The 24,138-nt window shown below is 69.0% G+C and carries 19 protein-coding genes and 1 tRNA gene; 7 read left to right on the forward strand and 13 right to left on the reverse strand.

Going from position 1 to position 24,138, the window contains the following annotated elements; all coding sequences use genetic code 11:
• Positions 1–71 precede the first annotated feature (71 nt).
• The 4 genes from ITJ62_RS10240 (at position 72) to ITJ62_RS19330 (ending at position 4,113) form a co-directional block, all read left to right on the forward strand.
• Complete coding sequence (locus ITJ62_RS10240) at positions 72–839, forward strand: ABC transporter permease (protein WP_194601649.1); 768 nt, start codon at positions 72–74, stop codon at positions 837–839.
• Positions 839–1,597: an ABC transporter ATP-binding protein gene (locus ITJ62_RS10245; protein ID WP_194601653.1), complete on the forward strand. Its 759-nt coding sequence runs from the start codon at positions 839–841 to the stop codon at positions 1,595–1,597. Before ITJ62_RS10240 ends, ITJ62_RS10245 begins: the two co-directional genes overlap by 1 nt.
• Positions 1,598–1,671: 74 nt before the next feature.
• On the forward strand, positions 1,672–2,553 hold the full coding sequence (locus ITJ62_RS10250; RefSeq protein ID WP_194601656.1) for a hypothetical protein: 882 nt from the start codon (positions 1,672–1,674) through the stop codon (positions 2,551–2,553).
• 84 nt (positions 2,554–2,637) lie between these two features.
• The gene (locus ITJ62_RS19330; protein WP_194601659.1) at positions 2,638–4,113 is read left to right on the forward strand and encodes a glycosyltransferase; all 1,476 of its coding nucleotides are present in this window, start codon (positions 2,638–2,640) and stop codon (positions 4,111–4,113) included.
• Here the strand turns inward: ITJ62_RS19330 and ITJ62_RS10260 are convergent.
• From ITJ62_RS10260 to ITJ62_RS10285, 6 genes are all read right to left on the reverse strand, one after another.
• The gene (locus ITJ62_RS10260; protein ID WP_194601662.1) at positions 4,034–5,242 is read right to left on the reverse strand and encodes an acyltransferase; all 1,209 of its coding nucleotides are present in this window, start codon (positions 5,240–5,242) and stop codon (positions 4,034–4,036) included. The genes ITJ62_RS19330 and ITJ62_RS10260 overlap by 80 nt on opposite strands.
• A gap of 53 nt (positions 5,243–5,295) precedes the next feature.
• Positions 5,296–6,597, reverse strand: a complete 1,302-nt coding sequence (locus ITJ62_RS10265) for a CDP-glycerol glycerophosphotransferase family protein (protein WP_194601664.1) — start codon at positions 6,595–6,597, stop codon at positions 5,296–5,298.
• A gap of 68 nt (positions 6,598–6,665) precedes the next feature.
• Positions 6,666–7,550 carry a glycosyltransferase family 2 protein gene (locus tag ITJ62_RS10270; RefSeq protein WP_194601668.1) on the reverse strand — a complete coding sequence of 295 codons (885 nt, stop codon included), beginning with the start codon at positions 7,548–7,550 and terminating at the stop codon, positions 6,666–6,668.
• Positions 7,550–8,377 (reverse strand): CDP-alcohol phosphatidyltransferase family protein, encoded by an 828-nt coding sequence (locus tag ITJ62_RS10275; protein ID WP_194601671.1) that lies wholly within the window; start codon positions 8,375–8,377, stop codon positions 7,550–7,552. The genes ITJ62_RS10270 and ITJ62_RS10275 overlap by 1 nt, the downstream gene beginning before the upstream one ends.
• Positions 8,378–9,445, reverse strand: coding sequence for a glycosyltransferase family 2 protein (locus tag ITJ62_RS10280; protein ID WP_194601674.1), 1,068 nt, complete (start codon positions 9,443–9,445; stop codon positions 8,378–8,380). It abuts the gene before it with no gap.
• 121 nt (positions 9,446–9,566) lie between these two features.
• Positions 9,567–11,228: a S1C family serine protease gene (locus tag ITJ62_RS10285; protein ID WP_194601676.1), complete on the reverse strand. Its 1,662-nt coding sequence runs from the start codon at positions 11,226–11,228 to the stop codon at positions 9,567–9,569.
• Positions 11,229–11,386: 158 nt separating this feature from the next.
• On the opposite strand from ITJ62_RS10285, the gene ITJ62_RS10290 reads away from it, so the two are divergent.
• Positions 11,387–12,583 carry an aminotransferase class I/II-fold pyridoxal phosphate-dependent enzyme gene (locus ITJ62_RS10290; RefSeq protein ID WP_194601679.1) on the forward strand — a complete coding sequence of 399 codons (1,197 nt, stop codon included), beginning with the start codon at positions 11,387–11,389 and terminating at the stop codon, positions 12,581–12,583.
• A 62-nt stretch (positions 12,584–12,645) separates the two neighbouring features.
• Here the strand turns inward: ITJ62_RS10290 and ITJ62_RS10295 are convergent, their stop codons facing one another.
• The 4 genes from ITJ62_RS10295 to ITJ62_RS10310 form a co-directional block, all read right to left on the reverse strand.
• Positions 12,646–13,542 carry a glycine betaine ABC transporter substrate-binding protein gene (locus ITJ62_RS10295; protein WP_079705563.1) on the reverse strand — a complete coding sequence of 299 codons (897 nt, stop codon included), beginning with the start codon at positions 13,540–13,542 and terminating at the stop codon, positions 12,646–12,648.
• A 72-nt stretch (positions 13,543–13,614) separates the two neighbouring features.
• Positions 13,615–14,622: a proline/glycine betaine ABC transporter permease gene (locus ITJ62_RS10300; protein WP_194601680.1), complete on the reverse strand. Its 1,008-nt coding sequence runs from the start codon at positions 14,620–14,622 to the stop codon at positions 13,615–13,617.
• Positions 14,619–15,980, reverse strand: coding sequence for a glycine betaine/L-proline ABC transporter ATP-binding protein (locus ITJ62_RS10305; RefSeq protein ID WP_194601683.1), 1,362 nt, complete (start codon positions 15,978–15,980; stop codon positions 14,619–14,621). Before ITJ62_RS10305 ends, ITJ62_RS10300 begins: the two co-directional genes overlap by 4 nt.
• Positions 15,981–16,377: 397 nt before the next feature.
• Complete coding sequence (locus ITJ62_RS10310) at positions 16,378–16,860, reverse strand: Lrp/AsnC family transcriptional regulator (RefSeq protein ID WP_194601686.1); 483 nt, start codon at positions 16,858–16,860, stop codon at positions 16,378–16,380.
• A gap of 169 nt (positions 16,861–17,029) precedes the next feature.
• Between ITJ62_RS10310 and ald the strand changes: the two genes are divergently transcribed.
• Positions 17,030–18,133, forward strand: coding sequence for an alanine dehydrogenase (gene ald, locus ITJ62_RS10315; RefSeq protein WP_194601689.1), 1,104 nt, complete (start codon positions 17,030–17,032; stop codon positions 18,131–18,133).
• Positions 18,134–18,216: 83 nt separating this feature from the next.
• On the opposite strand, the gene ITJ62_RS10320 is transcribed toward ald, so the two are convergent.
• The 3 genes from ITJ62_RS10320 to ITJ62_RS10330 all read right to left on the reverse strand — a co-directional run bounded on the left by ITJ62_RS10320 (position 18,217) and on the right by ITJ62_RS10330 (position 22,558).
• Positions 18,217–18,290 (reverse strand) — tRNA-Met (locus ITJ62_RS10320).
• A 144-nt stretch (positions 18,291–18,434) separates the two neighbouring features.
• Positions 18,435–21,356 carry a UPF0182 family protein gene (locus tag ITJ62_RS10325; RefSeq protein WP_194601691.1) on the reverse strand — a complete coding sequence of 974 codons (2,922 nt, stop codon included), beginning with the start codon at positions 21,354–21,356 and terminating at the stop codon, positions 18,435–18,437.
• A 71-nt stretch (positions 21,357–21,427) separates the two neighbouring features.
• Positions 21,428–22,558 carry a PDZ domain-containing protein gene (locus ITJ62_RS10330; RefSeq protein WP_194601694.1) on the reverse strand — a complete coding sequence of 377 codons (1,131 nt, stop codon included), beginning with the start codon at positions 22,556–22,558 and terminating at the stop codon, positions 21,428–21,430.
• 165 nt (positions 22,559–22,723) lie between these two features.
• Here ITJ62_RS10330 and ITJ62_RS10335 point away from each other — a divergent pair, with 165 nt between their 5' ends.
• A complete protein-coding gene (locus ITJ62_RS10335) occupies positions 22,724–24,076 on the forward strand; it encodes a zinc-dependent metalloprotease (RefSeq protein ID WP_194602495.1) in 1,353 nt (450 codons plus the stop codon).
• Positions 24,077–24,138 lie beyond the last annotated feature (62 nt).

The raw sequence follows: 24,138 nt of genomic DNA on the forward strand, positions 1-24,138 counted from the left end.
CGCGGGCGGCGTTCCTGCGTCGCCTCGATAAGGTTGGTCACGTGAGTTCTTCTGCTGAAACGCGGCCAAGGATGTCGCGTTCGGCGAGGTATCGCCACGCGCTCTGGATCCTGACCGTCCGAGACCTGCGTGTGCGCTACTCGACGAGCGCGCTCGGCTACGTGTGGTCCATCCTCGACCCCCTCGTCATGAGCGGGATCTACTGGTTCGTCTTCACGCAGGTGTTCCGGCGCGACGTCGGCGAGGAACCGTACATCGTGTTCCTCCTCGCCGCCCTGCTGCCGTGGATGTGGTTCACCGGATCGGTGTCCGACAGCACTCGCGCCTTCCTGCGCGAGGCGAAGCTCGTGCGTTCGACGACGATCCCCCGGACCATCTGGGTGAATCGGATCGTGCTGTCGAAGGGCATCGAGTTCCTCGCGGCGCTTCCGGTCCTCGCGGCGTTCGCGATCTTCAGCGGTGCCCAGGTGAACCTCGACATCGTGCTGTTCCCGCTCGCCATCGTCATCCAAGCCGTCCTGACCATCGGGCTCTGCCTGATCGTCGCTCCGCTCGTCGTGTTCTTCCGCGATCTCGAGCGAGCCGTCAAGCTCGTCCTGCGCTTCATGTTCTACGCGACGCCGATCATCTACAGCACGACGGCACTGCCCGACAAGATCGAGCCCTTCGCGGCGTTCAACCCGCTCAGCGGCATCTTCGCGCTGTACCGTTCCGCGTTCTTCCCACAGGAACTCAACTGGCACCTCGTGGGCGTGTCCGCCGCCATGTCGACCGTCATCCTCGCGGTCGGTCTCCTCGTCTTCAAGCGCTGCGAGCGCTCCGTGCTGAAGGAGATCTGATGCCCACAGGCAACTCGACCGCAGGTCGGCCGGCGATCTCGGTCGCCGACGCAGGTATCCGGTTCCGGCGCAACCGTGGCGGTCGGCGGAGTTTCAAGGACCTCTTCGCCGGTCGCGACCGTCGCTCGAAGCCGGGCGAGTTCTGGCCCCTGCGCCACGTCTCCTTCGATGTCGCCCCCGGCGAGGCGATCGGCGTCGTCGGTCGGAACGGTCAGGGCAAGTCGACGCTGCTCAAGCTCGTCGCCGGTGTCGTCCTGCCCGACGAGGGCACCGTCGGTGTACGCGAGGGCGTCGCGCCGCTCATCGAGATCACCGGCGGCTTCGTCAACGACCTGACGGTCCGCGACAACGTGTACCTGACGGCCGGCCTCCACGGCATGTCGCGCCGCGAGATCGACGGACGGTTCGACGACATCATCGCGTTCGCCGAGATCGCGGACTTCATCGACACCCCGTACAAGCACCTCTCGAGCGGGATGAAGGTGCGCATCGCCTTCGCGGTGATCGCGCAGCTCGAAGAGCCGATCATCCTCGTCGACGAGGTCCTCGCCGTCGGCGACCGGGCGTTCCGCGAGAAGTGTTACCGGCGCATCGAGGAACTCCTCGAGGGCGGGCGGACCCTGTTCTTCGTCTCGCACAACGAGAAGGACCTCAGGCGGTTCTGCACGAGGGGCCTCTACCTCGACAAGGGTTCGCTCGTGCTCGACGCCCCGATCGACGACGTGCTCGACCGCTACAACGCCGACTACAACAGCTGAGGTCCGCCAGCAAGCGTCAGTCGACCCGCAGTGGGTCGACGTAGACTGGCCGCCCCGCCCACGAGGAGGTCGTCATGACCGGACCGCAGCAGGGACCCGTTCCGGGTCCCGCCCAGTTCCCCACCACCGCAGCACAGCAGCCCCTGCTGCCCGAGCCGGGATGGGTGCGGGCGCTGGACCGGTTGCTCTGGGTCCAGCGACCGGTGGTCGTGGCGCACATCCGGTCGATCCGGCGGATGTATCCGAACGCGACGGCCGACCAGCTCATCCGCGTCCTGGAGCGCCGGTACCTCACGACGGTGACGACGACGGGAGCCGCGGTCGGCGCGACCGCTGTGGTCCCGGCGATCGGGACGGCGACGACACTTGCGCTCTCCGGTGTCGAGACGGCGGGGTTCCTCGAGGCGACCGCCCTGTTCGCCCAGTCGGTCACCGAGGTCCACGGCATCGCCCTGGCGGATCCGATGCGATCCCGCGCGCTCGTCATGACCATGATGCTCGGCAAGGCCGGAACCGACCTCCTGCGCAACTTCGGATCCCAGGCGGCCGGCAAGGGAGTCCCGCGGCAGGCGTTCTGGGGCCAGACGATCACCCAGGGTCTGCCGTCGATGATCGTGGGTCCCGTCGCCGACCAGCTGCGGGTGCGCTTCGTGAAGCACTTCGCGGCGAGCGGCAGCGCCGGCGTCATCGGCAAGGCCCTCCCCTTCGGCGTCGGAGCGGCCGTCGGCGGTATCGGCAACCACATGCTGGGCCGACAGGTCGTCCGTGCCGCTCGCCAGGCGTTCGGACCGGCGCCGTTCGTCGTCCCGCTCGATCTCGAGCCGCGGATGCGGGCCGTCTCCGGCCAGTCCGGCCTCGGGAAGATCCGCGACCAGGTGTTCCGACGCCGGAAGCACCTGGCCATCGAGTCAGGCGGCGATGCGGCCGTCGGCGACGGGACCGAGCAGCGCCCCTGACCGCCTGAGGCGGGTTCCGGGTCGGTCCCGACCGAGCCGCCCAGGATGCGGCATCCCTCCAGGTCCATCGCGTACCGTCGGAGGGTGAGACTTCCCTTCCTGCGCCGCCCCCAGAAGCCGTTCCCGGATGGTCGCCACTTCGCGGTGACCTGGGGCCTGTCAGACGACTTCGGCGGCATGACCGAGGCGATGCTCCAGCGCTCCCGCGCGTTCATCCGACTGGCGGACACCCCGGTCGACGTCATCACGTTCGACCATCGACCGGACTACCCGGAGTTGGAGTCGCGGCTGCGTGCGCGCGGAGACCTGATCGACGGCCTCCGGGTCGTCAACCTCTGGGACTGGCTGCGTGACAACCCGCTGCCGGGTGGTTCCCTCGACCTGGCCCGCCACGGGTTCACCCCGCTCCCCCTCGACGACGTCGGCACGGAACGACGCCGCGGTGACGCCGTCCTCAGCCGCGAGCGACACGACGACGCGGGTCAGATCCTGCAGGTGGACGTGTACCGAGCCGACGGCACCCTGCTCCTGTCCGACCGCCGCGACACGCGTGAACGGGGCGTGAAGGGCGGCCGCTCGGTCGTCCTCTGCGACGAGCAGGGTAGCCCCATCCGGTCCTGGGGACGCATCTGGTCCCTGTACCGCGCCTGGTTCGACGCGCTCACCGCGGGCGCACCGGCCTGGATGATCGTCGACAGCAAGACCATCGCCCCGTTCGTCCTGAGCTACCGGAAACGCAACGTCGTCACCGCGCACGTCGTGCACGCCTCGCACCTCCAGGGCACGGAACGGCCACACGGCCGGCTGCGGGAGTCGCGGCGAGCGGTGTTCGAGGCGCTCGACGACTTCGACCTCGTCGCGCTCCTCAGCGATCGACAGCTCGCGGACGTGACGACCATGCTCGGCGAGCACGCCTCGCTCAGTGTCATCCCGAACTCGCGCGAACTCGTCGCCCCGGAGGTCGCACGCGCGCCTCGGCCTCGCAGCCGCGGGATGTTCCTCGGCTCGCTCACGGCTCGCAAGCGGCCGGCGCACGCGATCCGCGCGGTCCTCGCCGCCACGTCCACGGACGGGCCTCCCCCGACGCTCGACGTCTACGGCGGCGGCGAGCTGCTCGACGAACTGCAGTCGCTCCTCCTCGCCGAAGACCCGGATCACCGCGTCGTCCTCCACGGCTACGACCGCTCCGCCCGGCAGCAGCTCGGCTCGGGTTCGTTCCTCGTGATGACCTCGACCTCGGAGGGCTTCCCGCTCGTGCTCATCGAGGCGATGGCAGCCGGGTGTCTTCCCATCGTGGTCGACGTGCCGTACGGGCCGGCCGACATCGTCCGCGACGGTTGGAACGGGTTCCTCGTGCCCTCCGCGGAACCGGCCGTCGTGTCGGCCGCCATCGAGCGGCTGCTCGCCCTTCCTGAAGCCGAGGTCGACGCAATGCGTCGCAACGCCAGAACGACCGCGGAGCAGTACGACGACGAAGCCGTCACCCGTCGGTGGGCTCAGGAGTTGCACGCGGCCGCTCGTCGGAAGAAGCGGAACGCGCTCGTCCCTCGCGTCGGCTGAGCATCCGGGAGCGCACCGCCGCGACCCCCGTCTGCACCCCTCGGCCGACGCGGCGCGCCAGGCCATGGGACGGACGCTCGACGAGCTGGAAGAACCCGGCGGCGATCAGCAGGCTGAGTGGCACGCCCACGATGCCGACCAGCCACCATCGCTCGTCGCCGAACATGAAGGCGAGCGTGGCCAGGATCGGAGCGTGCACGAGGTACAGGCTGAACGACACCTTCCCGAGCCAGAGGACGGGCGGGGTCTCGAGGAGCCGCCGGGCGAACGGGCTCCCGATGGCGACGACGATGAGGCCGGCCGCTCCCACGCCCGACAGACCCCAGAGCGCCTGACCGAGGGTCGAGGAGGACTCGACGAACGGTCGGGAGAGCCAGCTCGCGACGAGCAGGAGTGCGGAGCCGGCCGTCAGCATCGCCCACTGCAGCGGGCGGGACCGATCCGCGGACCAGGCGCGGAGGTCGTCGAGCCGGACGGCGATCAGCGTCCCGATGAAGAATGCCGGCAGGTACACGGCGGCGTCCAGTCCCGCGACCCGTCCGAGCACCATGATCACGGACATCAGCGCAGCGACCGGCCACGCCCAGCGGCGCAGCAACCGAGCGAGCAAGACGGCGATCGGGAGGAGGAGTGTGAAGATCAGCTCCCAGCGCAGCGACCACAGGGTGTTCACCAGGGTGTAACTCGCCGGTGTCAGGGTGGCCTCCGTCAGGAGGTGCAGCGGGTCGACACTCGTCGCGTTCGCGTTCGCGATCCACTCGCCGGTGGTCACCGAGGCGGGATCCCTCGGGATGAGCAGGATGAGCGCGGCCGCGAACAGCAGCGATCCCCACACGGGGAGGTAGAGCCGCACGAATCGGGCGGCGAAGAACCCCGGCCAGCTCGCGCCGCCTCGCAACAGCGGGAGCGCGACGACGAGACCACTCAAGACGAAGAACACCTGCACCGCCTCGGTGCCGGCGAAGAGCAGCTTCAGCGGTGTCTCGGTCGCGATGTCCCAGGCGGGCTCCGAGATCCGGCCCGTCGCGAAGGGTCGTGCGAGCAACGACACGTGGTAGAGCACCACGACGACGCTGGCGACGCCACGGACTCCGTCGAGGGAGGCCAGTCGCCCGGAGGACGGATTCACCTGCCCGACCCTACGCGGTTCTCCTGGGCGCGGACTCAACGGCTCAGGGCGCCTCAGGCGCGTCCTCCGTCGTCGTCATCCTCGTCTTCGTCCTCATCGTCCTCATGCTCATCGAGCTCCGGCCGGCCATCGGCGTGCGCGAGGGCGAACCGTTCCCATTCCGACATCAGATGTTCGATGGCGCTGTGGAACCTCGCCGTCGTCACCCCGGGCGTCGTGTCGCCGAAGTAGTACTCGACCCAGTGCTGCAGTCGAGCGACCGTCTCGGGATCACCGAGGAGCCGGTCGACGCCGTCGACGATGTCCGCTGCGTCCGATGCATCGAGCCACTCGCACGCCGAGAGGTACCCTCCGGTGTCGATCTCCGCCTCCGGGTTCACCGGGCGGGTGATCATGAGCGGCTTCCCGCTCGCGAGGCGGTCGTAGACCATCGCGGAGATGTCGACGATGGCGGCGTCCGCCGCCGCCAGCTGCCAACCGAGGTCAGCGCCCGTGTCGACGACGTGCTGGGCCGAGGCGTCCGCACGGTTCGCCTCCTGGAGCGCGGCCATGATCTCGCGGTTCGCACTCGCGTAGGCCGGATCGACGACACCGCTCCTCGGGTGCGGGCGGTACACGACGCGGTGCCGCCCGGTCGCGATGAGTGCTCGGACGAGGGCCACGCCGTGGCTCGCGATCGAGCCGTACGCCGCAGCCGCGCGGTCGCCCTCCCAGGTGGGCGCGTACAGGACGACGGTCCGCTCATCGGGCGTGTAGGGCAGCTCGCCCGAATAGTGGTCGGCCTGCGGGCGGCCGATCATGATCGCGCGCTTGTCGAAGTCGTAGTCCCAGAGCACCCGCTCCAGCCGGTTCCTCGCCGCCTGGCCGGCGATGAGGCTGTAATCGTAGGCCTTGAACTGGTTCGTCGTCATGTACATCTTGTCGCTCTCGCCATGGTTGACGAAGACGTGCCAGCGGGATCCGTACCGGAACATCTGGAAGTTCTTGGCGTTCTGGTTGACGTACAGCACGACGCGGATGTCCTGTTCGGCCAGCGTGCGCTCGAGCGCGACGACCGTCCGGACGTAGGCCGTCGGGATCGGCGACTCCTCGAACAGCTTCGCCGCAGCGGTCGCACCGCGACTGAGGATGAGGACGGGCCACTGCTTGGACAGTTCGGCGAGCGGCCGGTACCACTGTCGGATCTGGTACATGTTGACGGCACCGTCTGCGAAGTACACGGCCACCTTGTAGCGCCCCGGCTCGATCACGGGAGCCGCCTGCATCTGCGCCGCGAGGACGGCTCTGGCCCGACGGTTGGCGAGCAGGTCCTTGGCGAGCGTGATGGCACGACGACCGTCTCTGATCAGGCCCATGTCAGCTCCAGCATCCGTCAAGCGTAACGACGCCAGGTCACGGTGGGATCACGACGGGTGCCCGCCGCTCAGATGACGGGAGGTCGTCCAGCGCGCGTCATCCGCCAGACCGTCCGCCAGCGCAGTGGGCGACGTTCGCCGGGGTCCGTCCGCCAGCCCTCACGCCAGCCACCGAACCAGGGGCGGAGGGCCTCCGGCTTCCGCCGCCACCGGATCACCTGGATCGCGGTCCAGGAGCCCACGTACAACGGGATGAGCGGCAGGGGAAGGTTCCGCCGTGCGAGCCAGACCCGGTTCCGCGCGTTGAGCCGGTAGTAGGCGGTATGCCTCGTCGGTTCGGTCACCGGGTGGTTCGCTTCGAGGGACGCCTCGTACCAGGCTCGCCTCCCCTGGTCCCAGACCCGCCAGGCGAGCTCGATGCCCTCATGCGCGTAGAAGAACGGGTCTGCCCATCCACCGACGGCGTCGAACACCGACCGCGGCAGCAGGACGGCCGCTTCGAGGCAGGAGAACACGGCGCTCGAATGCCTGGGGTCCTTGTCGCGGGTGCGCGGCACCCAGCGGGACGGCGTCGCTGCACCGTTCGCGTCTGCGAGCCGGGGCTGGATGAGGCCGATGGAGCGGTCCGCGTCGAGCATCGCGATGGCGTCGCGGAGGAACGTGGTGGACGGGATGGTCGCGTCGTCGTCGAGGAAGAAGACGAACTCCCCCTGCACGGCGTCGGCACCACGGTTGCGTCCGGCGGGGATCCCGAGGTTCTCCGACAGGGCCAGGCCTCGAGCGCCGTCCGGAAGCCCGGTCGGCTGCCAGCCGTTGCCGACCACGACCACGTCGAGCTCCACCGCTTGCTGGGCGAGCACGCTCTCCACTGCTGCGGTGAGTTCGACCGGGCGGGTCCCCTGCGTCAAGACCACGACGCCGACGGAGCGCGTGACCGGGATCGGGCCGGACATCACGCGTGGAGCCGTTTCGACGAGACGATCGCGATGAAATGCCCGACGAGCGTCAGGAGCGCGAGCGGTACGAGGATCGCGAGCACCCAGCGCATCGCCTCGACGTCGCCGACGAACAGGCCGACCACGGAAGCGGCGAAGATCACCATGGTGAGTTCGACCGAGTGGAAGAGCCGGTGGAACGGGAGGAACCGCGCCACCGTCCGCGCCGTCGCGAGCAGTCCCCCGCGCGGCGCCGACTCCTCCGTCGAGTACGTGAGTTTCGGCGCCCCGAACCCGGCGCGGGCGACCCGCACCATGTCGTTCAGCGCCTTGTTGAGCACGACGAACAGCGCGAGTGCGAATCCGAGGGTGATCCAGACGAGATCCTCGGGCGCGTCCACCGGCCAGGCCGCGGCACGGACACCGAGCGCGATCGCGATGAGCGACTCGGTGGAGTAGTGGCCGACGGAGTCCAGGAACGCACCGGCCGGACTCGACGTCCGCCGCCAGCGCGCGACCTCACCGTCGCAGCAGTCGACGAGCATCTGCGTCTGGCCGAGCACGAGCGCGAGGGCCGCACCTCCGAATCCGGGGATGAGGAGCGCGGCGGCCGTGGCCCAGCCGGTCAGGATCATCAGACCCGTCACGCCGTTCGCGCTGATGCTCGTCCGGAGCAGCAGCCACGTGACGTACGGCGACAGGTCTCGCAGGTAGAGGTCGGCGGTCCAGTGCTCGGCGTTCTTCCGCGCGCGGACCTCCGGCGGTTGCGCCACGGCACGGAGTTCGGCGATCGTCCGCGGGGGCGTGAGCCTCGGACCGGTTCCGGCCGTGCTGGGATCCGACATCTAGACCGCCTTCGGTGGATTGCGCAGCGCGGAGATGCCCTTCGCGAGCGAGCCGTAGCCGAGCACGAACCCCGTGCCCCAGCAGAAGTGGATGCACGGCAGGACGGCGAGCATCCAGAGGCTCGTGCGTACCCCGTCCCGCCCGGTGACGACGATGCTCGCGAGCAGCACGATGGTCGCGTAGGCGATGGGGGCCGCTAACCCGATGAGCAGCCACGGCGTCGCTCCCGCACCCAGCTGGACCAGGCCTCCGAGCCCGAGCAGTGTGCCGAGCACGATGCCGAGCACCAGGACCGGCGGCGCGAAGTAGCGGAGCGTGCCGCGGGTGGGGAAGCTCCGGCTGAGTTCGCCGCGCCAGAGCCCGGTGGAGAAGAACTGTCGCGCCAGGGCCCGCATGCTCGCACGCGGGCGGTAGACGACGCGCAACGCGGGCGTGAACCAGACGAGGCCGCCGGCCTGCTTGATCCGGCGGTTGAGCTCCCAGTCCTGTCCGCGTTTGATGCGCTCGTCGAACATGCCCACCCGCATGAGCATCTCGCGGTCGAAGACCCCGAGGTAGACCGTGTCTGCCGGCCCTTCTCGACCGCCGACGTGGTGGGGCGTGCCACCGAGCCCGACGCGCGAGCCGTACGCCCGCGCCACCGCCGTCTCGAAGCTCGTGCGCCCCTGGGCGTCCATGATGCCGCCGACGTTCTGCGCCCCCGTGCGGAGCATGGTCTCGACCGCGAGTCGCGCGTAGTCGTCGGGCAGTTCCGAGTGGGCGTCGACCCGGATGACGATCGGATGCGTCGATGCGGCGATCGCCAGGTTGAGTCCGGCCGGGGTCGACCCGACACGGTTCTCCAGCACGTGGATGCGCGGGTCGGCCGCCTGGAGCTCCCGCACGAGCTCGGTCGTGCCGTCGATGCTCGGCCCGACGGCGATCGTGATCTCCACGTCGCCGGCATAGTCCTGCGCCAGGAGGCTGTCGACGGCTGCCCGGACGTGTCGGACGTCGTTCAACACCGGCATCACGTAGGAGACTCCGGGCGACGACGGTGCGTCGGCCTGGCCTGTGTCGTTCGACATGGGGGTTCACTCCGTGTTTCGTTCGATCGAGCCTAGCAGCCGGTCGTCGGGGTGGCCCGGACGCGGAGGACGCCCGCACGGTGGCCGTGCGGGCGTCCTCCGGGGCGTGACGCCCCGGGTGTCAGAGCGCGAGCTCGCCGAGCGTGACCTCGGCGGTCTGCGAGTCGTTGCCGCGGGTGAAGGTGAGCTTCGCCGTCGCCCCCGCCGCGAGCGCCCGCACCTGAGCGGTCAGGTCGTTCGCACCCGTGACCGGGACGCCGTTGAACTCGGTGACGATGTCCCCGGACTTCAGACCCGCGGCCTGCGCGGCGCCGTTGTCGGTGACCTTGTCGATGAGCGCGCCGGCGACCGTGCTCTTGGCGTCGCTCGAGGCGTCCTTCACGGTCGCGCCGAGCAGGCCGTGGGTCGCCTTGCCCGTCTTGATGATCTCGTCAGAGACGCGCTTGGCGATGTTCGCCGGGATGGCGAAGCCGACACCGATGCTGCCGCTCTGCGACGACGAGTCGGTGCTTCCGGCGCTCGCGATCGCGACGTTGACCCCGATGAGCTTGCCGGTGCCGTCGACGAGCGCGCCACCCGAGTTGCCGGGGTTGATCGCCGCGTCGGTCTGGATGACCGCGATGGAGATCGAGGAGGTCGGCGCGGTCGGGGTGGTCTGCCCCGGCACGTCGAAGTTCCACGGGCTCTGGTTGTCGCCGTTCGAGTCACCGGACCCGCCGTCGTCGCTCGATCCGGAGTCCGGAACGGCGGAGGAGGCGACGGTGATGCTCCGGTTGAGGGCGCTGACGATGCCGTCGGTGACGGTCCCCGCCAGTCCGAGCGGCGCACCGATCGCGACGGCCGTCTCGCCGACGTTGAGCTTGTCGGAGTTCGCGAACTCCATCGGGCTGAGACCCGAGGCGTCCTCGAGCTTGATGACCGCGAGGTCGTAGATCGGGTCCGTGCCGACGATCTTGGCGTTGTACAGCTTGCCGTTCGCATCGGTGACCCGGATGGTCGGGTCGGCGACCTGGCCGTCCAGGGTGACCACGTGCGTGTTCGTCAGGACGTAACCGTCCTTGCTGAGGATGATCCCCGAACCGGTACCGGCGCTCTGCCCGCCCTGGACCGAGAGGGTCACGACGCTCGGCCCGGCCGTCGCGGCGATGGCCGTGGTCAGGCTGACGTCGGCGTCGTCGTTGATGGTGAACGCCTTCGAGCCCGCCTCGTTGCTCGAGACACTCGACTTCGTCGCGTTCGTGACCCAGAGCGTCGCCCCGGCGCCGGACGCTCCTCCGATGAGGGCCCCGACGGCGAGCATCGCGACCATGCCCGCGAGCGGGCGGTTGGTCTTCTTCGTCCGCGCTGCCGGTGGCGTCGGGACGCCGGGGTGCTGCCCGGTCGGCTGCTGGGCGTACGGGGACGCACCGTAGGGACCGTGCTGCTGACCAGGCTGCGGCTGGGCCGTGGGCTGCTGACCGGTGGGCTGCTGGTAGGCGGCGTACGGGTTCGGCTGCTGCTGACGGGAGAAGGCTGCGGACGGCTGCTGCGGCGCCTGCTGGTACGGCGAACCCTGCTGGGCCGCGCCGTACGGCTGCTGCGTCGGCTGACCGGCGGGCGGTGCGGCCGGTGGCATCGCGGTCGGGGGCGGGAAGTACGCTCCTGAGGTCGACGGCCGTGCCTCGCTCGCGGGAGGCACGGTGCCGCCCGCCTGCTCAGCGGGTGCGGACTGCGGCGCGGTCTCACCGTTCGGGGTGGACTGGGGGTGTTCGGCGGGCTGCTGTCCGTCTGCGGTGTCGGTCATGGCGATTCTGCTCCTTCCAAGCGCAGTCAGCTTCCCGTGCTGAGCTGAGTGTTTCATTCGCGCCCGCTGTGCGCCGGCTAGGGCTTCGCCGCAAGGACCTGCGCACGGTGTCCTAGATTGGGAGCGGCCCGCGCCCGCGGCCATGGAGGGAGATCGACATGGTGGTTGACGGACCCTGGCGGCGCACCGCCGAAGGCGCCGGCCTCGTCGACGAGGACGGACACGTCTCGTCGACGATCTTCGCGGAGATGAGCGCGCTCGCGCTGCAGACCGGAGCCGTCAACCTCGGCCAGGGGTTCCCCGACGAGGACGGACCCGAGGCCGTCCTGGCCGAGGCGGTCGCGGCCATCGAGCGCGGCGAGAACCAGTACCCACCCGGCCCGGGCACCCTCGACCTCCGCACCGCGATCAGCGAGCACCAGCGACGGTTCTACGGTCTCCAGCCCGACCCGCAGGGAGAGGTGCTCGTCACCGCCGGAGCGACCGAGGCGCTCGCCGCGACCCTGCTCGCCCTCGTCGAGCACGGCGACGAAGTCGTGACCTTCGAACCGTTCTACGACGCGTACGGCGGACTCATCGCCCTCGCCGGTGGTCGGCACCGGACGGTCAAGCTGCGCGCACCCGACTTCCAGCCGGACCCGGACGAGCTCCGCGCCGTCGTCACCGATCGGACCAGGGTCATCCTGGTCAATACGCCGCACAACCCGACCGGCACCGTCCTCGACCGGGCGACGCTCGACCTGGTCGCCGAGTTAGCGGAGCGCCATGATGCGATCATCGTGACCGACGAGGTCTACGAGCACCTGACCTTCGACGTCCGACACGTCCCCGTCGCGACCTTGCCGGGGGCCGCCGAACGCACGCTCACGATCTCATCCGGCGGCAAGACCTTCAGCACGACCGGGTGGAAGATCGGCTGGTTGAGCGGGCCCCGCGAACTCGTCACGGCCGTCTCGACGGTCAAGCAGTACCTCAGTTACGTCAACGGCGCACCGTTCCAGCCGGCGATGGCGACCGGACTCCGACTTCCCGACGCCTCCTTCACGGCCATCGCCGACGGCCTGCGCGGCAAGCGGGACCTCCTGAGCGCGGGCCTCTCAGCCGCGGGTTTCGACACCTTCCGGCCGGACGGCACCTACTTCATCGTGGCCGATGCGGCACCGTTGGGCTTCGACGATGCTGCGGCGTTCTGCCGGGCCCTGCCCGAGCTCGCCGGCGTCGTGGCGGTGCCGCTGTCGGCGTTCTGCCTCGACCGGCACGACCCGGACTACGCGTCACTGGTCCGGTTCGCGTTCTGCAAACGCGTCGAGGTGCTGGAGCGGGCCGTCGACGGCCTCGCCCGACTCCGCAGCTGACGCTCCGATGCACGAGACGACGGGCACCGGATCGCTCCGGTGCCCGTCGTCTCATCGATCCGCTACTTGGTGAGCGAGTCCACGTACTCCTGGTTGTCGCTGATCCACTGCTTGACGACCGGCGCGTAGTCCTTCGAGTCACCCTCGTTGAACATCGCGTTCTCGAGCGAGAACAGTCGCTCCGAGTCGAAGTCGAAGTCCTTCAGCCACCCGGCGAGCGTCGGGTACTCGTCCGCGAAGTCGGCCTTGCCGAAGCTGTGGATGCCTTCGGCGTCCCCGAGGGCGCCCTTCGGGTCCTCGAGGTCCTTGATCGGGAACGCGTCGTAGGCCCAGTGCGGACGCCACAGCGTGACGGCGATGTTCTCACCGGCGTCGGTCGCGGCCTTCAGCTCCGAGAGCATCGCCGGGGTGCCCGAAGTCAGGAACTCCCAGTCGTCGAGGCCGTACTCGGGGATGACCTTGTCCTGGGTGGCCTCGGTCAGTCCGGCACCGGGGTCGATACCGACGAGGCGGCTGTCGAAGAGGTCCGCGTTGGCCGCGAGGTCCTCGAGCGAGTCGACAGGGGCGTCCTCGTTGACGGCGATCGTGAGCTTGGCGTCGGTGTTCCAGGCGCCGAGGTCGACGACGTCGTCACCGAACTTCTCGATGTAGCTCGCGTGCGTGGTCGGCAGCCAGACGTCGAGCGTCAGGTCGTAGTCACCGGTGCTGAGGCCGGAGAACACCGGGGCGGGCTCCGCCTCCTCGAGGGTGACGTCGTAGCCCTGCTCCTCGAGCACGGCCTTCCACAGCTCGGAGGCCGCGATGCCCTCGTCCCAGCCGCTGAACACGGCGATGGTCACCGCCTGCTTGTCGCCGTTCTCGAGCGTCTCGTCCGAGGCGCCCGCGGAGCAGCCGGAGATGGCGAGCGTCGCCGCCGCCCCCGCTGCGATGGTGGTTGCGATCTTGGTGCGGTACTGCATGTTCGATGATTCCTTTCGTCCCGCGTGACGCGGGGATCGGTGTCGTCGGATGGAAAGCTGTGTGCCGGTGGGTCACCGCACGGCGGTCGGCGACTCGGCGGGAGTGCGCTGCTCCTCGCCTGAGGCGGTGCTGTCGGTCGTCGTGGTGCTCGCGGCCGGTGCCGGGCGGATCCCGCCAGGCGAGGACGGGGCGGCCTTCGTGCGCTTCCCGCGCTGCTTGCGACCGCCGCCGAGCGAGGCGGTGAGACGGTCCAGGAAGATCGCCAGGATGACGACCGACAGGCCCGCTTCGGAGCCGAGCTGGATGTCGATCCGCGAGAGGCTCTTGACGACGTCGCCACCCAGGCCGCCGGCGCCGACCATGCCGGCGATGACGACCATCGAGAGCGAGAGCATGATGACCTGGTTGACTCCGGCCATGATGTTCGGCATCGCGAGCGGCAGCTGGATCTGGCGGAGGATCCGCCACGAGGAAGCACCGAACGCGTTGCCGGCCTCGACGACCTCTCGGTCGACGTTGCGGATCCCGAGTTCCGTGAGACGGACGGCCGGTGCCAGCGCGAAGACGATCGTCGCGACGATGCCCGGGACGACGCCGATGCGGAACAGGATGAGGGCGGGGATGAGGTAGACGAACGCAGGAGTCGTCTGCATGAAGTCGAGCAACGGCCGGATGATCGACGACGCGACCTTGGAGCGGGCCGCCAGGATGCCGAGCGGGATCCCGATCACGATGGCGATGAGTCCGGCCACCAGCACGAGCGAGAGCGAGTCCATCGCGTTGTCCCACTGCTCGACGCCGACGATGATCAGCAGCCCGACCGCGGAGCCGACGGCGAACACCGGGCCCCGTGCGACGAGGGCCAGCAGGGCGGCGACGATGATGATCACCCAGAACGGCGGACCGCTGAGCACGAGGTCGACGCCGTCGTACAGCCCCTGGAAGACGCCCCGGATGACGTCGAAGACGGGCTGGAAGACGTCGGTGATGAAGTCGACGAAGGCTTCGACCCACGCACCGATCTCGGGGCGGGTGATGGCGTCCAGGAACCCGGACGACTGGAGACGGATGCCGTTCATCGGACACTCCCTTCCGGCAGGCTCGCTGCCGGTTCGGCGGCGCTGGTCTCGATCGACGAGGTCACGTCGTCGGGGTGCTGCGGGTCCTCCGCGGTCGACCGCAGGGTCGCCGTGATGAGCTCGACGGGCACCGTCGCCGGCGGCCCGACGAGGCTGATCTCGTCCGTGTTGGTCGGGACGTTGCCGACGGCGGCGAGTAGGGTCACCCGCGGGACGACGCCGAGCAGGCGCGTCCGCTCGTCCACGACGGCGACGGGCAGGGCACTCTCGACTGCGGACTCGAAGAGGTCGACGAGCGCCGCCTCCGGCGAGACCGTGGCGAGGTCGGCGGTGATGACGCTCCCGAGCTCGTGGTCGCCCGCCCGGACGAGACGCAGCACGTCCTTGTCGCGGACGACGCCGAGGAGCTGCCGGCCAGGACCGACCACGAAGGCGGTCGAGGTCTGCAGGTCGCGCATGATGCGCAGGGCAGCCCGCGGTCCGGCGGACGCGGAGACGACGGAGCGCGCGGGTTCCATCACGCCACCGGCGGTCAGGACGCGGGCGCGGTCGACGTCCTGGACGAACTGGGCGACGTAGTCGTTCGCCGGGTCGGTCAGGATGTCGTTCGGGGTGCCGACCTGGACGATCCGGCCGTCGCGCATGACGGCGATCCGGTCGCCGAGGAACATCGCCTCGTTGAGGTCGTGGGTGATGAACACGATGGTCTTGCCGAGCTCGGCCTGCAGCTCGACGAGCTGCTCCTGCATCTCGCGGCGGATGAGGGGATCGAGCGCGGAGAACGCCTCGTCCATGAGGAGGATGTCGGTGTCCGAGGCGAGTGCGCGGGCGAGGCCGACGCGCTGCTGCATCCCGCCTGAGAGCTGGCCCGGGAGCTTGTCCTCCCAGCCTGCGAGCCCGACGCGCTCGACGACGGCCTGGGCCCGCTCGCGTCGTTCAGCGGCCGGGACACCCTTCACCTCGAGTCCGTAGGCGGCGTTCTCGAGCACCGTGCGGTGCGGGAGCAGGGCGAAGTGCTGGAAGACCATCGAGATGTTGTCCTGTCGGACCGCACGCAGCTGCTTCGAGGACACCCCCGAGATCGGCTTCCCGGCGATGGTCACGGTGCCCGCCGTCGGCTCGAGCAGGCCGTTGAGCATCCGGATCAGCGTCGACTTGCCCGAGCCGGAGAGGCCCATCACGACGAAGATCTCGCCCTGCTTCACCTCGAACGAGGCGTCGATGACGGCGGCGGTGGTCCCGCTGGCGGCGAATTCGTCACGCGAGGCACCGGCCTGCAGGCGTTTCACGGCTTCCTTCGGCTTCCTGCCGAAGACCTTGTACAGTCCCGTCGCGGAGACGGCAATCGTTTCGGTCATGTGTTCTCCTGGAAGCGCACGCGGAACCGCGGTGCGCTCTTCCTGTCGATCGTCAGGCCGGGTCGAACGGCTCTCGATCCGCCCCATCGGCGCACTGATGGACAGCGCGCGGGCTCGGATCACGTGGGGCGACAACGGCTACCGCGTGGCGTTCGACCGTACGTCCAGCACGCCGTCGCGGGGCGACAGGGGGCGGGACGCGGTTACGTAGGTCAGCCCTTGCGGGCCGTCGACAACGCTAACGAAACTCACAGCTGCTGGCTAATCGACGATCCCCCAAAAGGCGGACATCGCGCACGGCCTCCATGGCAAAACCGAACATGGTCAGGGTTTTCCGCCCGAGTCCTTCGTTATGCGTTCGTGACCTTCGCCCGGCCGGTACAGCCGCGGATCGCCCTCACTCCCCCACCGCGACGCCGATGAACGAGTGATCGAACACCAGACTCGTGCGGGTCGAGGCGACCGTCGGATCGGCCGACAGGTGCTCGACGACGAAGTCGCGGATGTGGGCGCTGTCCCGCGCCGCGAGATGGATGACGAAGTCCTCGGAGCCGCCGAGGAAGAACACCTGCACGACCTCCGGGAGCTGCCGGATGCCAGCGCTGAACTCGGCGATACGGGCGCGAGCCCCCGCCCTGATGTTGACGCTGATGAGCGCCTCCAGACCGAGCCCAACCGCGACCGGATCGATACGCGCCGAAAACCCCGTGATCACGCCTCGATCGACGAGCGACCGCACCCGGGCGACGCACGTCGAGGGGGCGATGCCGACGAGCTCCGCCATGCGTGCGTTCGTCATGCGTGCGTCCCCCTGCAGGAGCCGCAGGAGTGCGTGATCGACGTCGTCGAGGTCGGCACGCCCGTGCAGATTGTTCGTCATCCTGCGCCCGCTCTCGATCTTGTCCGAATTATCGTCGATTTCCAAGGAAAGTTCCGTGGAAGCTGCGGTGTTCATCAGGCTGAAACGCAGCAACCTCAGAATAGTCCCACACCGTCCACCGACGAGCGGGAGAGCCGAGCCTTGGCCCAGCCTGCGAGAGGAACCAGCCATGCGAATCGGCATCCCCACGGAGATCAAGAACAACGAGAACCGGGTCGCAGCGACGCCAGGCGGCGTCCACGAACTCGTCCGACACGGCCATGAGGTCGTCGTCCAGGCGGGCGCCGGCCTCGGATCCGGCAATCACGATGACGCGTATCGCACCGCCGGGGCGACCATCGCCGCCGACGCGGCCTCCGTCTGGGCGGCAGGCGACCTCCTGCTCAAGGTGAAGGAGCCCGTCGCCGCCGAGTACGGCTTCCTGCGGGCCGACCAGACGCTCTTCACCTACCTGCACCTCGCGGCGGACCGTCCCCTCACCGACGCCCTGCTCGCCTCTGGGACCACCGCGATCGCCTATGAGACCGTGCAGCTCCCCAATCGCTCTCTGCCGCTCCTGCAGCCGATGAGCGAGGTCGCAGGACGACTGTCCACGCAGGTCGGCGCCTACCACCTCATGCGCGCCACCGGTGGACGCGGGATCCTGCTGGGCGGCGTGCCCGGAACCCCCAAGGCGAAGGTCGTCGTCATCGGCGGCGGGGTCGCCGGCGAGCACGCCGCGGCCAACGCGCTCGGCATGCAGGCGGACGTCACGATCATCGACATCTCCATCCCTCGCCTGCGCGAGCTGGAGAACCGCTTCAGCGGACAGATCCAGACCAGGCCGTCATCGGCGTACGAGATCGCGGAGCAGCTCCGCGACGCCGACCTCGTCATCGGCTCGGTGCTCATCCCCGGGGCCCAGGCCCCGAAGCTCGTCACCGACGCCATGGTTGCGGACATGAAGCCCGGCTCGGTGCTCGTCGACATCGCGATCGACCAGGGTGGTTGTTTCGAGGGCTCCCGGCCGACGACGCACGACGACCCGACGTTCCGCGTCCACGACAGCCTCTACTACTGCGTGGCCAACATGCCCGGCGCCGTCCCGGAGACCTCGACGCGCGCGCTGACCAACGCCACCCTCCGGTACGCACTCGCCATCGCCGACCAGGGCACGGGAGAAGCGGTGGCGGCAGACGCAGCGCTCCGCGCTGGCGTCAACATCCACGCGGGTGCGGTCACCAACGCCGGCGTGGCCGCGGCGTTCGGCCTCCCCGTCGCGACGATGGGCTGACCCACCGCTCGCCGGCCGCGGGCGACCATCCCCGGAAACGACGAAATCCCGGTCTCGAGGAGACCGGGATTTCATCTTTTCTGTTGCAGGGGCAGGATTTGAACCTACGACCTCTGGGTTATGAGCCCAGCGAGCTACCGAACTGCTCCACCCTGCGGCACAAGAGATAAACCTAGCATGCATTCTGAGGCCGTGCAAATCGCGTGCCGCCAACCGCCCCGATTCCGGTCGGATCACGCCTCCTGGAACGCCGAACGGCGCCGCCCGTCAGGGCGACGCCGTTCGGATCGCAGGCTCGGAATCAGCCGTTCAGCAGTGCCAGCGCCTGCGCCAGGGCGTCGGAGATCTTCTTGTCCGCCACCCCGTAGGCAGCCCAGTCACCGCTCGCCATCGCCGCGTCCTTCTCGACCATCGCGGCCTTCGCCTGGTCGAGCAGCGTCTTGATCTGCGCATCCACCGTCGGGTCGCCCGTGCTCGGGGTCGAGCCCGTGTCGGTACCGCCGGTGTCCGTGCCGTCCGTCGGGGGCGTCGTGCTGTCGCCCGGGACGTTGGTGTCACCCGCATCCGCACCCGAGTCGCCGCCGAACAGGACGTCGAGCGCCTCGTCCAGCGTGTCTTCGAAGGCGATCTGGTCGCCGAAGGCGACGAGCACCTTCTGGAGGAGCGGGAAGCTCGTGTCGCCGGTGGACTTCACGTAGACCGGCTGCACGTAGAGCAGACCGCCACCGACCGGCACGGTCAGCAGGTTGCCGTTCAGCACCTCGGTCTGGCCCTGCTTCAGGATGTTGATCTGGCTCGACACGCTCGGATCGGAGTCGAAGGTGTTCTGCACCTGGCCGGGGCCCGGCACGGTGTCGTCCTTCGGCAGGGTCAAGAGTCTGATCTTGCCGTAGTCGGAGCTCCGCTTGCCGTCCTCGGCACCGGCGTTCGCATCGACCGCGAGGTAGCCCGTCAGCACGTTCCGCGACTGCTCACCGCCCTGACGCGGGATGAACGTGGAGTACAGGGAGAAGGACGGCGCGTCCTGCTCGGGCAGCTGCATCGTCAGGTAGTACGGCGGCTGGTACTTCTTCTCCGTGTCGGTCGACTGCGGGTCGTTGGGGGTGACCCACGCGTCCTCGCTCGAGTAGAACGAGCCGGCGTTGGTGACGTGGTACTGGCCGAGCACCGAACGCTGGACCTTGAAGAGGTCGGCCGGGTACCGGACGTGGCTCATCAGGTCGCCGGACATGTCCGACATCGGCTTGACCGTCGACGGGAACACCTTCTGCCAGGTCTTGAGGATCGGATCCTTGTCGTCCCAGCTGTAGAGCGTCACCTTGCCGTCGTACGCGTTGACGGTCGCCTTCACCGAGTTCCGGATGTAGTTGACGTCGTCGAGCGCGTAGTTCTGCGCCGGCGTGACCGAGTCGGAGATCGTGTCGGACAGACTCACGGTCTTCGAGTAGGGGTAGCTCGCACTCGTCGTGTAGCCGTCGACGATCCAGACGATCTGACCGTCCACCACGGACGGGTAGGGGTCGGAGTCGAGCGTCAGGTAGGGAGCGACCTTCTGGACCCGGGTGAGCGGGTCGCGGTCGTAGAGGATCTGCGACTGGCTGTTCACGGAGTCCGAGAGGAAGATCTGCTCGGACTGGAACTTGAGTGCGTAGACGAGCTTCTTGAAGACGTTGTCGAGCTTGGGCCCGCCATCGCCGTCAAAGGTCGTGTAGGTCTGCGACTCACCCTGCGTGCCCGACGGGTAGTCGAGCTCCACCGGGTCCGCACCCTTGGGAGCGCCGACGATGGAGTAGTCGGGCGACTGCTCGCCGAAGTACACGCGCGGTTCGAAGTCACCGAGCGCGCCGGTGGTGGGGATACCGGACTCGAGGAAGACCGGCTCACCGGAGGCCGAGCGCTGGTTGCCGTACGCGGCGACCAGACCGTACCCGTGGGTGTACACGACCGTGTTGTTGATCCACGACTGCGAGTTGTCGAGGCCGGCGACGTTCAGCTCGCGGACCGCGACGACGGCGTCCTGCGTCTTGCCGTCGATGTTGTAGCGGTCGACGTCGAGCTGCTTGTCGAAGGAGTAGAACTGCTTGAACTGCTCGAGCTGCGCGACCGAGGCGCTCACGAGCGACGGGTCGATGATCCGGATGTTCGCCGTGGTCTCGGCGTCCTGACGGAGTGCTCCGGGGGTCGCGTCGGTGGTGGCCGCGTACTCCTCCTCCTCGACGTCGGCGATCCCGTAAGCGTCGCGGGTCATGTCGATGTTCCGCTTGATGTACGGCGTCTCGAGGCTCTTCGCGTTCGGCTCCACCTGGAACCGCTGGACGATCCACGGGTAGAGGCTGCCGACGATGAGGGACGCGACGATGAGCAGCGCGGTACCGACGAGCGGCAGACGCCAGCGGCCGGTGAACGCGGTGACCACGAACAGGACGGCGACCATGAGCGCGATCCCGGCGAGGATGACCCGACCGGGGATGGTCGCGGCGACGTCGGTGTACGACGCTCCGGTGATGAGCGTGCCGGTGTCGTTCAGCGTCGTGTACTGGTCGAGCCAGAGGCTGACGGCCTGCAGGATCAGGTACAGCGCGGCGAGCACCGAGATCTGCACGCGGGCCGCCATGGAGATCCAGACCTCTCGGCTGACCACCCGGATGCCTCCGTAGAGGTAGGTGACGACGGCGGTGGCGATGAGGGCGATCAGGACGACCGCCGAGGAGAAGGCGACCACGGCCTGGAAGAACGGCAGGTCGAAGAGGTAGAACGACACGTCGAGGTTGAACTGCGGGTCCTTGGTGCCGGACGGGGTGCCGTTCATCCACAGCAGCACCAGCTGCCAGCGCGAAGCCGCGGCGACACCGCCGAAGAGGCCGAAGAGCGCCGGAATGCCGTAGGTCGCGAGTCGGCGGAGCGGCTCGACCACCTGCTGGTAGCGGTCGACCTGCGAGCTGAGCTTCGCGTAGACCGGACGGGTCCGGTAGGCGATCTCGATGGCGAGCCAGACGGGCAGGGCCATGCCCACGAACCCGACGAGGAACATGGCGATCGCCGCGATCCACTGCGTGGTCAGGACCTCGGTGAAGCCGAGCTGTTGGAACCACAGCAGGTCGGCGTAGAACCCCGAGAACACGAAGAACCCGATCAGGAGCGCGGCGATGATCGCCACCGTGATCGCGATCGGGGCGCGTCGGCGCTGAGTGGACAGGGGCTTCTCTGCTGCTGCGGATGTCACGTGTGGCCTCTTCAGATAGGGGTCGTCCCACCCATCCTAAAGCGGCCGGGCTGGGAGAGCGCCCGAAGCGGTCAACCGGCCGAGCAGGTGGGCAGCTTGCTCGTGTCGGCTCCGTCCGCGATGGCCTTGAGCGCTGCGAGCGAATCGTCGAGGGTCTTCACGGCGAAGACCGTCAAGCCGTCCGGGACGTGTCCGGCGACCTCGTCGCAGTTGCTCTCCGGCGCCAGGAACCACTCGGCCCCGGCGTCCTTCGCGCCGAACAACTTCTGCCGGATGCCGCCGATCGCGCCGACGTTGCCGTCGGCGTCGATCGTCCCGGTACCGGCGACGTCCTTCCCGCCGTTCAGCTCACCCGGGGTGAGCAGGTCGATCATGCCGAGCGCGAACATCATCCCGGCGCTCGGGCCGCCGACGTTGTCGAGCTGGATGGTGATGTCGACGGGGAGGTCGTAGGTGGTCTTGGTACCGATGCCGATCACGGTCGAGGTCGTCCCGTCCGACGCGGTCGCGGTCGTCGGCGTGATCTCGACGGTGCTCGCCGCTCCCCCGCGCACGATGTCGACCGTGACCGGCTTGTCCGTGCCGTTGGCGTTGATCGTGTCCCGCAGGGCCGCCAGGCCGGTCACCGGCGTACCGTCGACCGCGACGATCTCGTCGTCGAGCTGCAGCACACCCTGCGCGGGGGCACCCTCCGCGATCTGTGCCACCACGATGTGCTCGGGGACCTCGTACCCGAGCTCACGCAACGCCGCCGCGACCGAGTCCTGCTGCGAATCGACCATGAGGGTCGCGTTCTGCTCGTCGCGCTGCTCGGTGGTGACGCCGGGCGGGAAGTAGAGGTCCATCGGCACGACGGCGCGGCTCGGGTCGAACCAGGCCGAGACGATGTCGAGCCAGCCCGGGCTCCGTTGCGGGTTCCCGACCAGCTGGACCGTCAACATGTCGAGTGTGCCGCCGGTCTCGTAGGTCTGCTTGTCGTGGACCTCGATGAGCGGGACGTCGCCGTCGTCGCCCTCGGTCGTACCCAGCACGTTGAACACGGGACCCGGCTGTTCGATGACGTACGGCGCGGGTACCGCCGACAGCACGCCGAGGAGGACGAGCGAGAGGCTGAGCACGATCCACCCGAACCGGGCGCGACGATTGCGACCCTGACCGGTCGGCGCCGAAGCGGTGGGAGCCTCATCGGCGAAGAGCGACATGCAAGCCTTCCGGAGTGTTCGCGGTGGGCGGAAACCCGACCAACCATACCCCGGCGATTCTTCAGCGAGGTGCGACTAGCGTAGAAGGCCCAGCACCGAGCTATCTGAGAGGCGGCTGACGTGCCAGAGGATTCCGACAAGAGTCCGGAGGACGAGTTCCGCGACATGCTCCGCGAGCTCCTCTCCGGCAACGGTTCGTTCGACCCGAGCCAGCTCGCCGGCGCCGCCGGCCTCCCCAGCGATCCGGCCAGTCTCGCTGCGCTCATGTCGCAGCTCCAGGGCGCACTCCGTTCCAGTGGCGACGGCATCAACTGGGACACCTCACTCCAGCAGGCGAAGACCATCGCCGGAGACGGCGCCCAGGACACGACGCCCGAGCAGCGTGCGGCGTTCGAGCAGGCGTTCCACATCGCCTCCCTGTGGCTCGCCGACGTCACCGACGTCGCCGAGCTGTCGAGCGAACCGGCCCTGTACACGAGGACGCGCTGGGCCACGAAGACGATGCCGTTCTGGACGCAGCTCGCCGAGCCGGTGGCCACGAACATCGCGAACGCCCTGACCGGCGTGCTCACGGAACGCGCACCCGAGGAGCTGTCGAGCATGATCGCGAACGCCGGACAGCTCGTCCGCGGCATCGGCGGCACGCTCTTCGCGATGCAGCTCGGACAGGTCGTCGGTCAGCTCTCCAGAGAGGTCGTCTCCGGCGGCGACATCGGCATCCCGCTGCTCGACGACAACGAGGCCGCCCTGGTGCCCCAGAACGTCGCCGACTTCGGCGAGGGCCTCGACATCCCGGCGGATCAGGTCCAGATCTACCTGGCGGTCCGCGAACTCGCGCACGCACGACTCTTCCGCCACGCCCGCTGGCTCCGCCTGCACCTCATCTCCTCGATCACCGACTTCGCGCGCGGCATCCGGATCGACACCGACCGACTCGAGGAGCTCGCCGAGAGCTTCGACCCGTCGAACCCCGAGGAACTCCGGGAGGCCATGACGAGCGGGGCGCTCATCCCCGCCCGCACGGAGGCACAGGACGCGAGCCTCGCTCGACTCGAGACGACGCTCGCCCTCATCGAGGGCTGGGTCGACGTGGTCACCGCGGCAGCCACCGAGCGTCTCCCCCGCTCCGCTGCCATCGCGGAGACCGTCCGCCGACGCCGCGCCGCCGGTGGGCCGGCCGAACAGGCCTTGGGCGCGCTCGTGGGACTCGAGCTGCGACCCCGCCGGCTGCGCGAGGCTGCGCAGATGTGGCAGCAGGTCACCGACGCCGTCGGTACCGCGCAGCGCGACGCCCTGTGGTCGCACCCCGACCTCGTGCCGACCGCAGCCGACATCGACGCCCCGGAGGCGCTCATCGCGCGCCTCGAAGCGGAGGCCCGGGGCGAGCGTCCCGAGCAGGACGAGATGGATCTCGCGCTCGAAGACCTCCTCCGTGGCGAAGAACGCGGCGACCAGCACGACGACGAGCCCGGTTCGGAGCCCTCCGACCCGAACGGTGCCGGCGGCCCCCCGGTCTGATCCACAGCGACGCTCCACAGCTCGTCCTTCCGGGCGGGCTGTGGAGAGTGCCGACGCGACCG

The organism is Plantibacter sp. VKM Ac-2876, assembly GCF_015350715.1.
In the GTDB taxonomy this organism is placed as follows: domain Bacteria; phylum Actinomycetota; class Actinomycetes; order Actinomycetales; family Microbacteriaceae; genus Plantibacter; species Plantibacter auratus.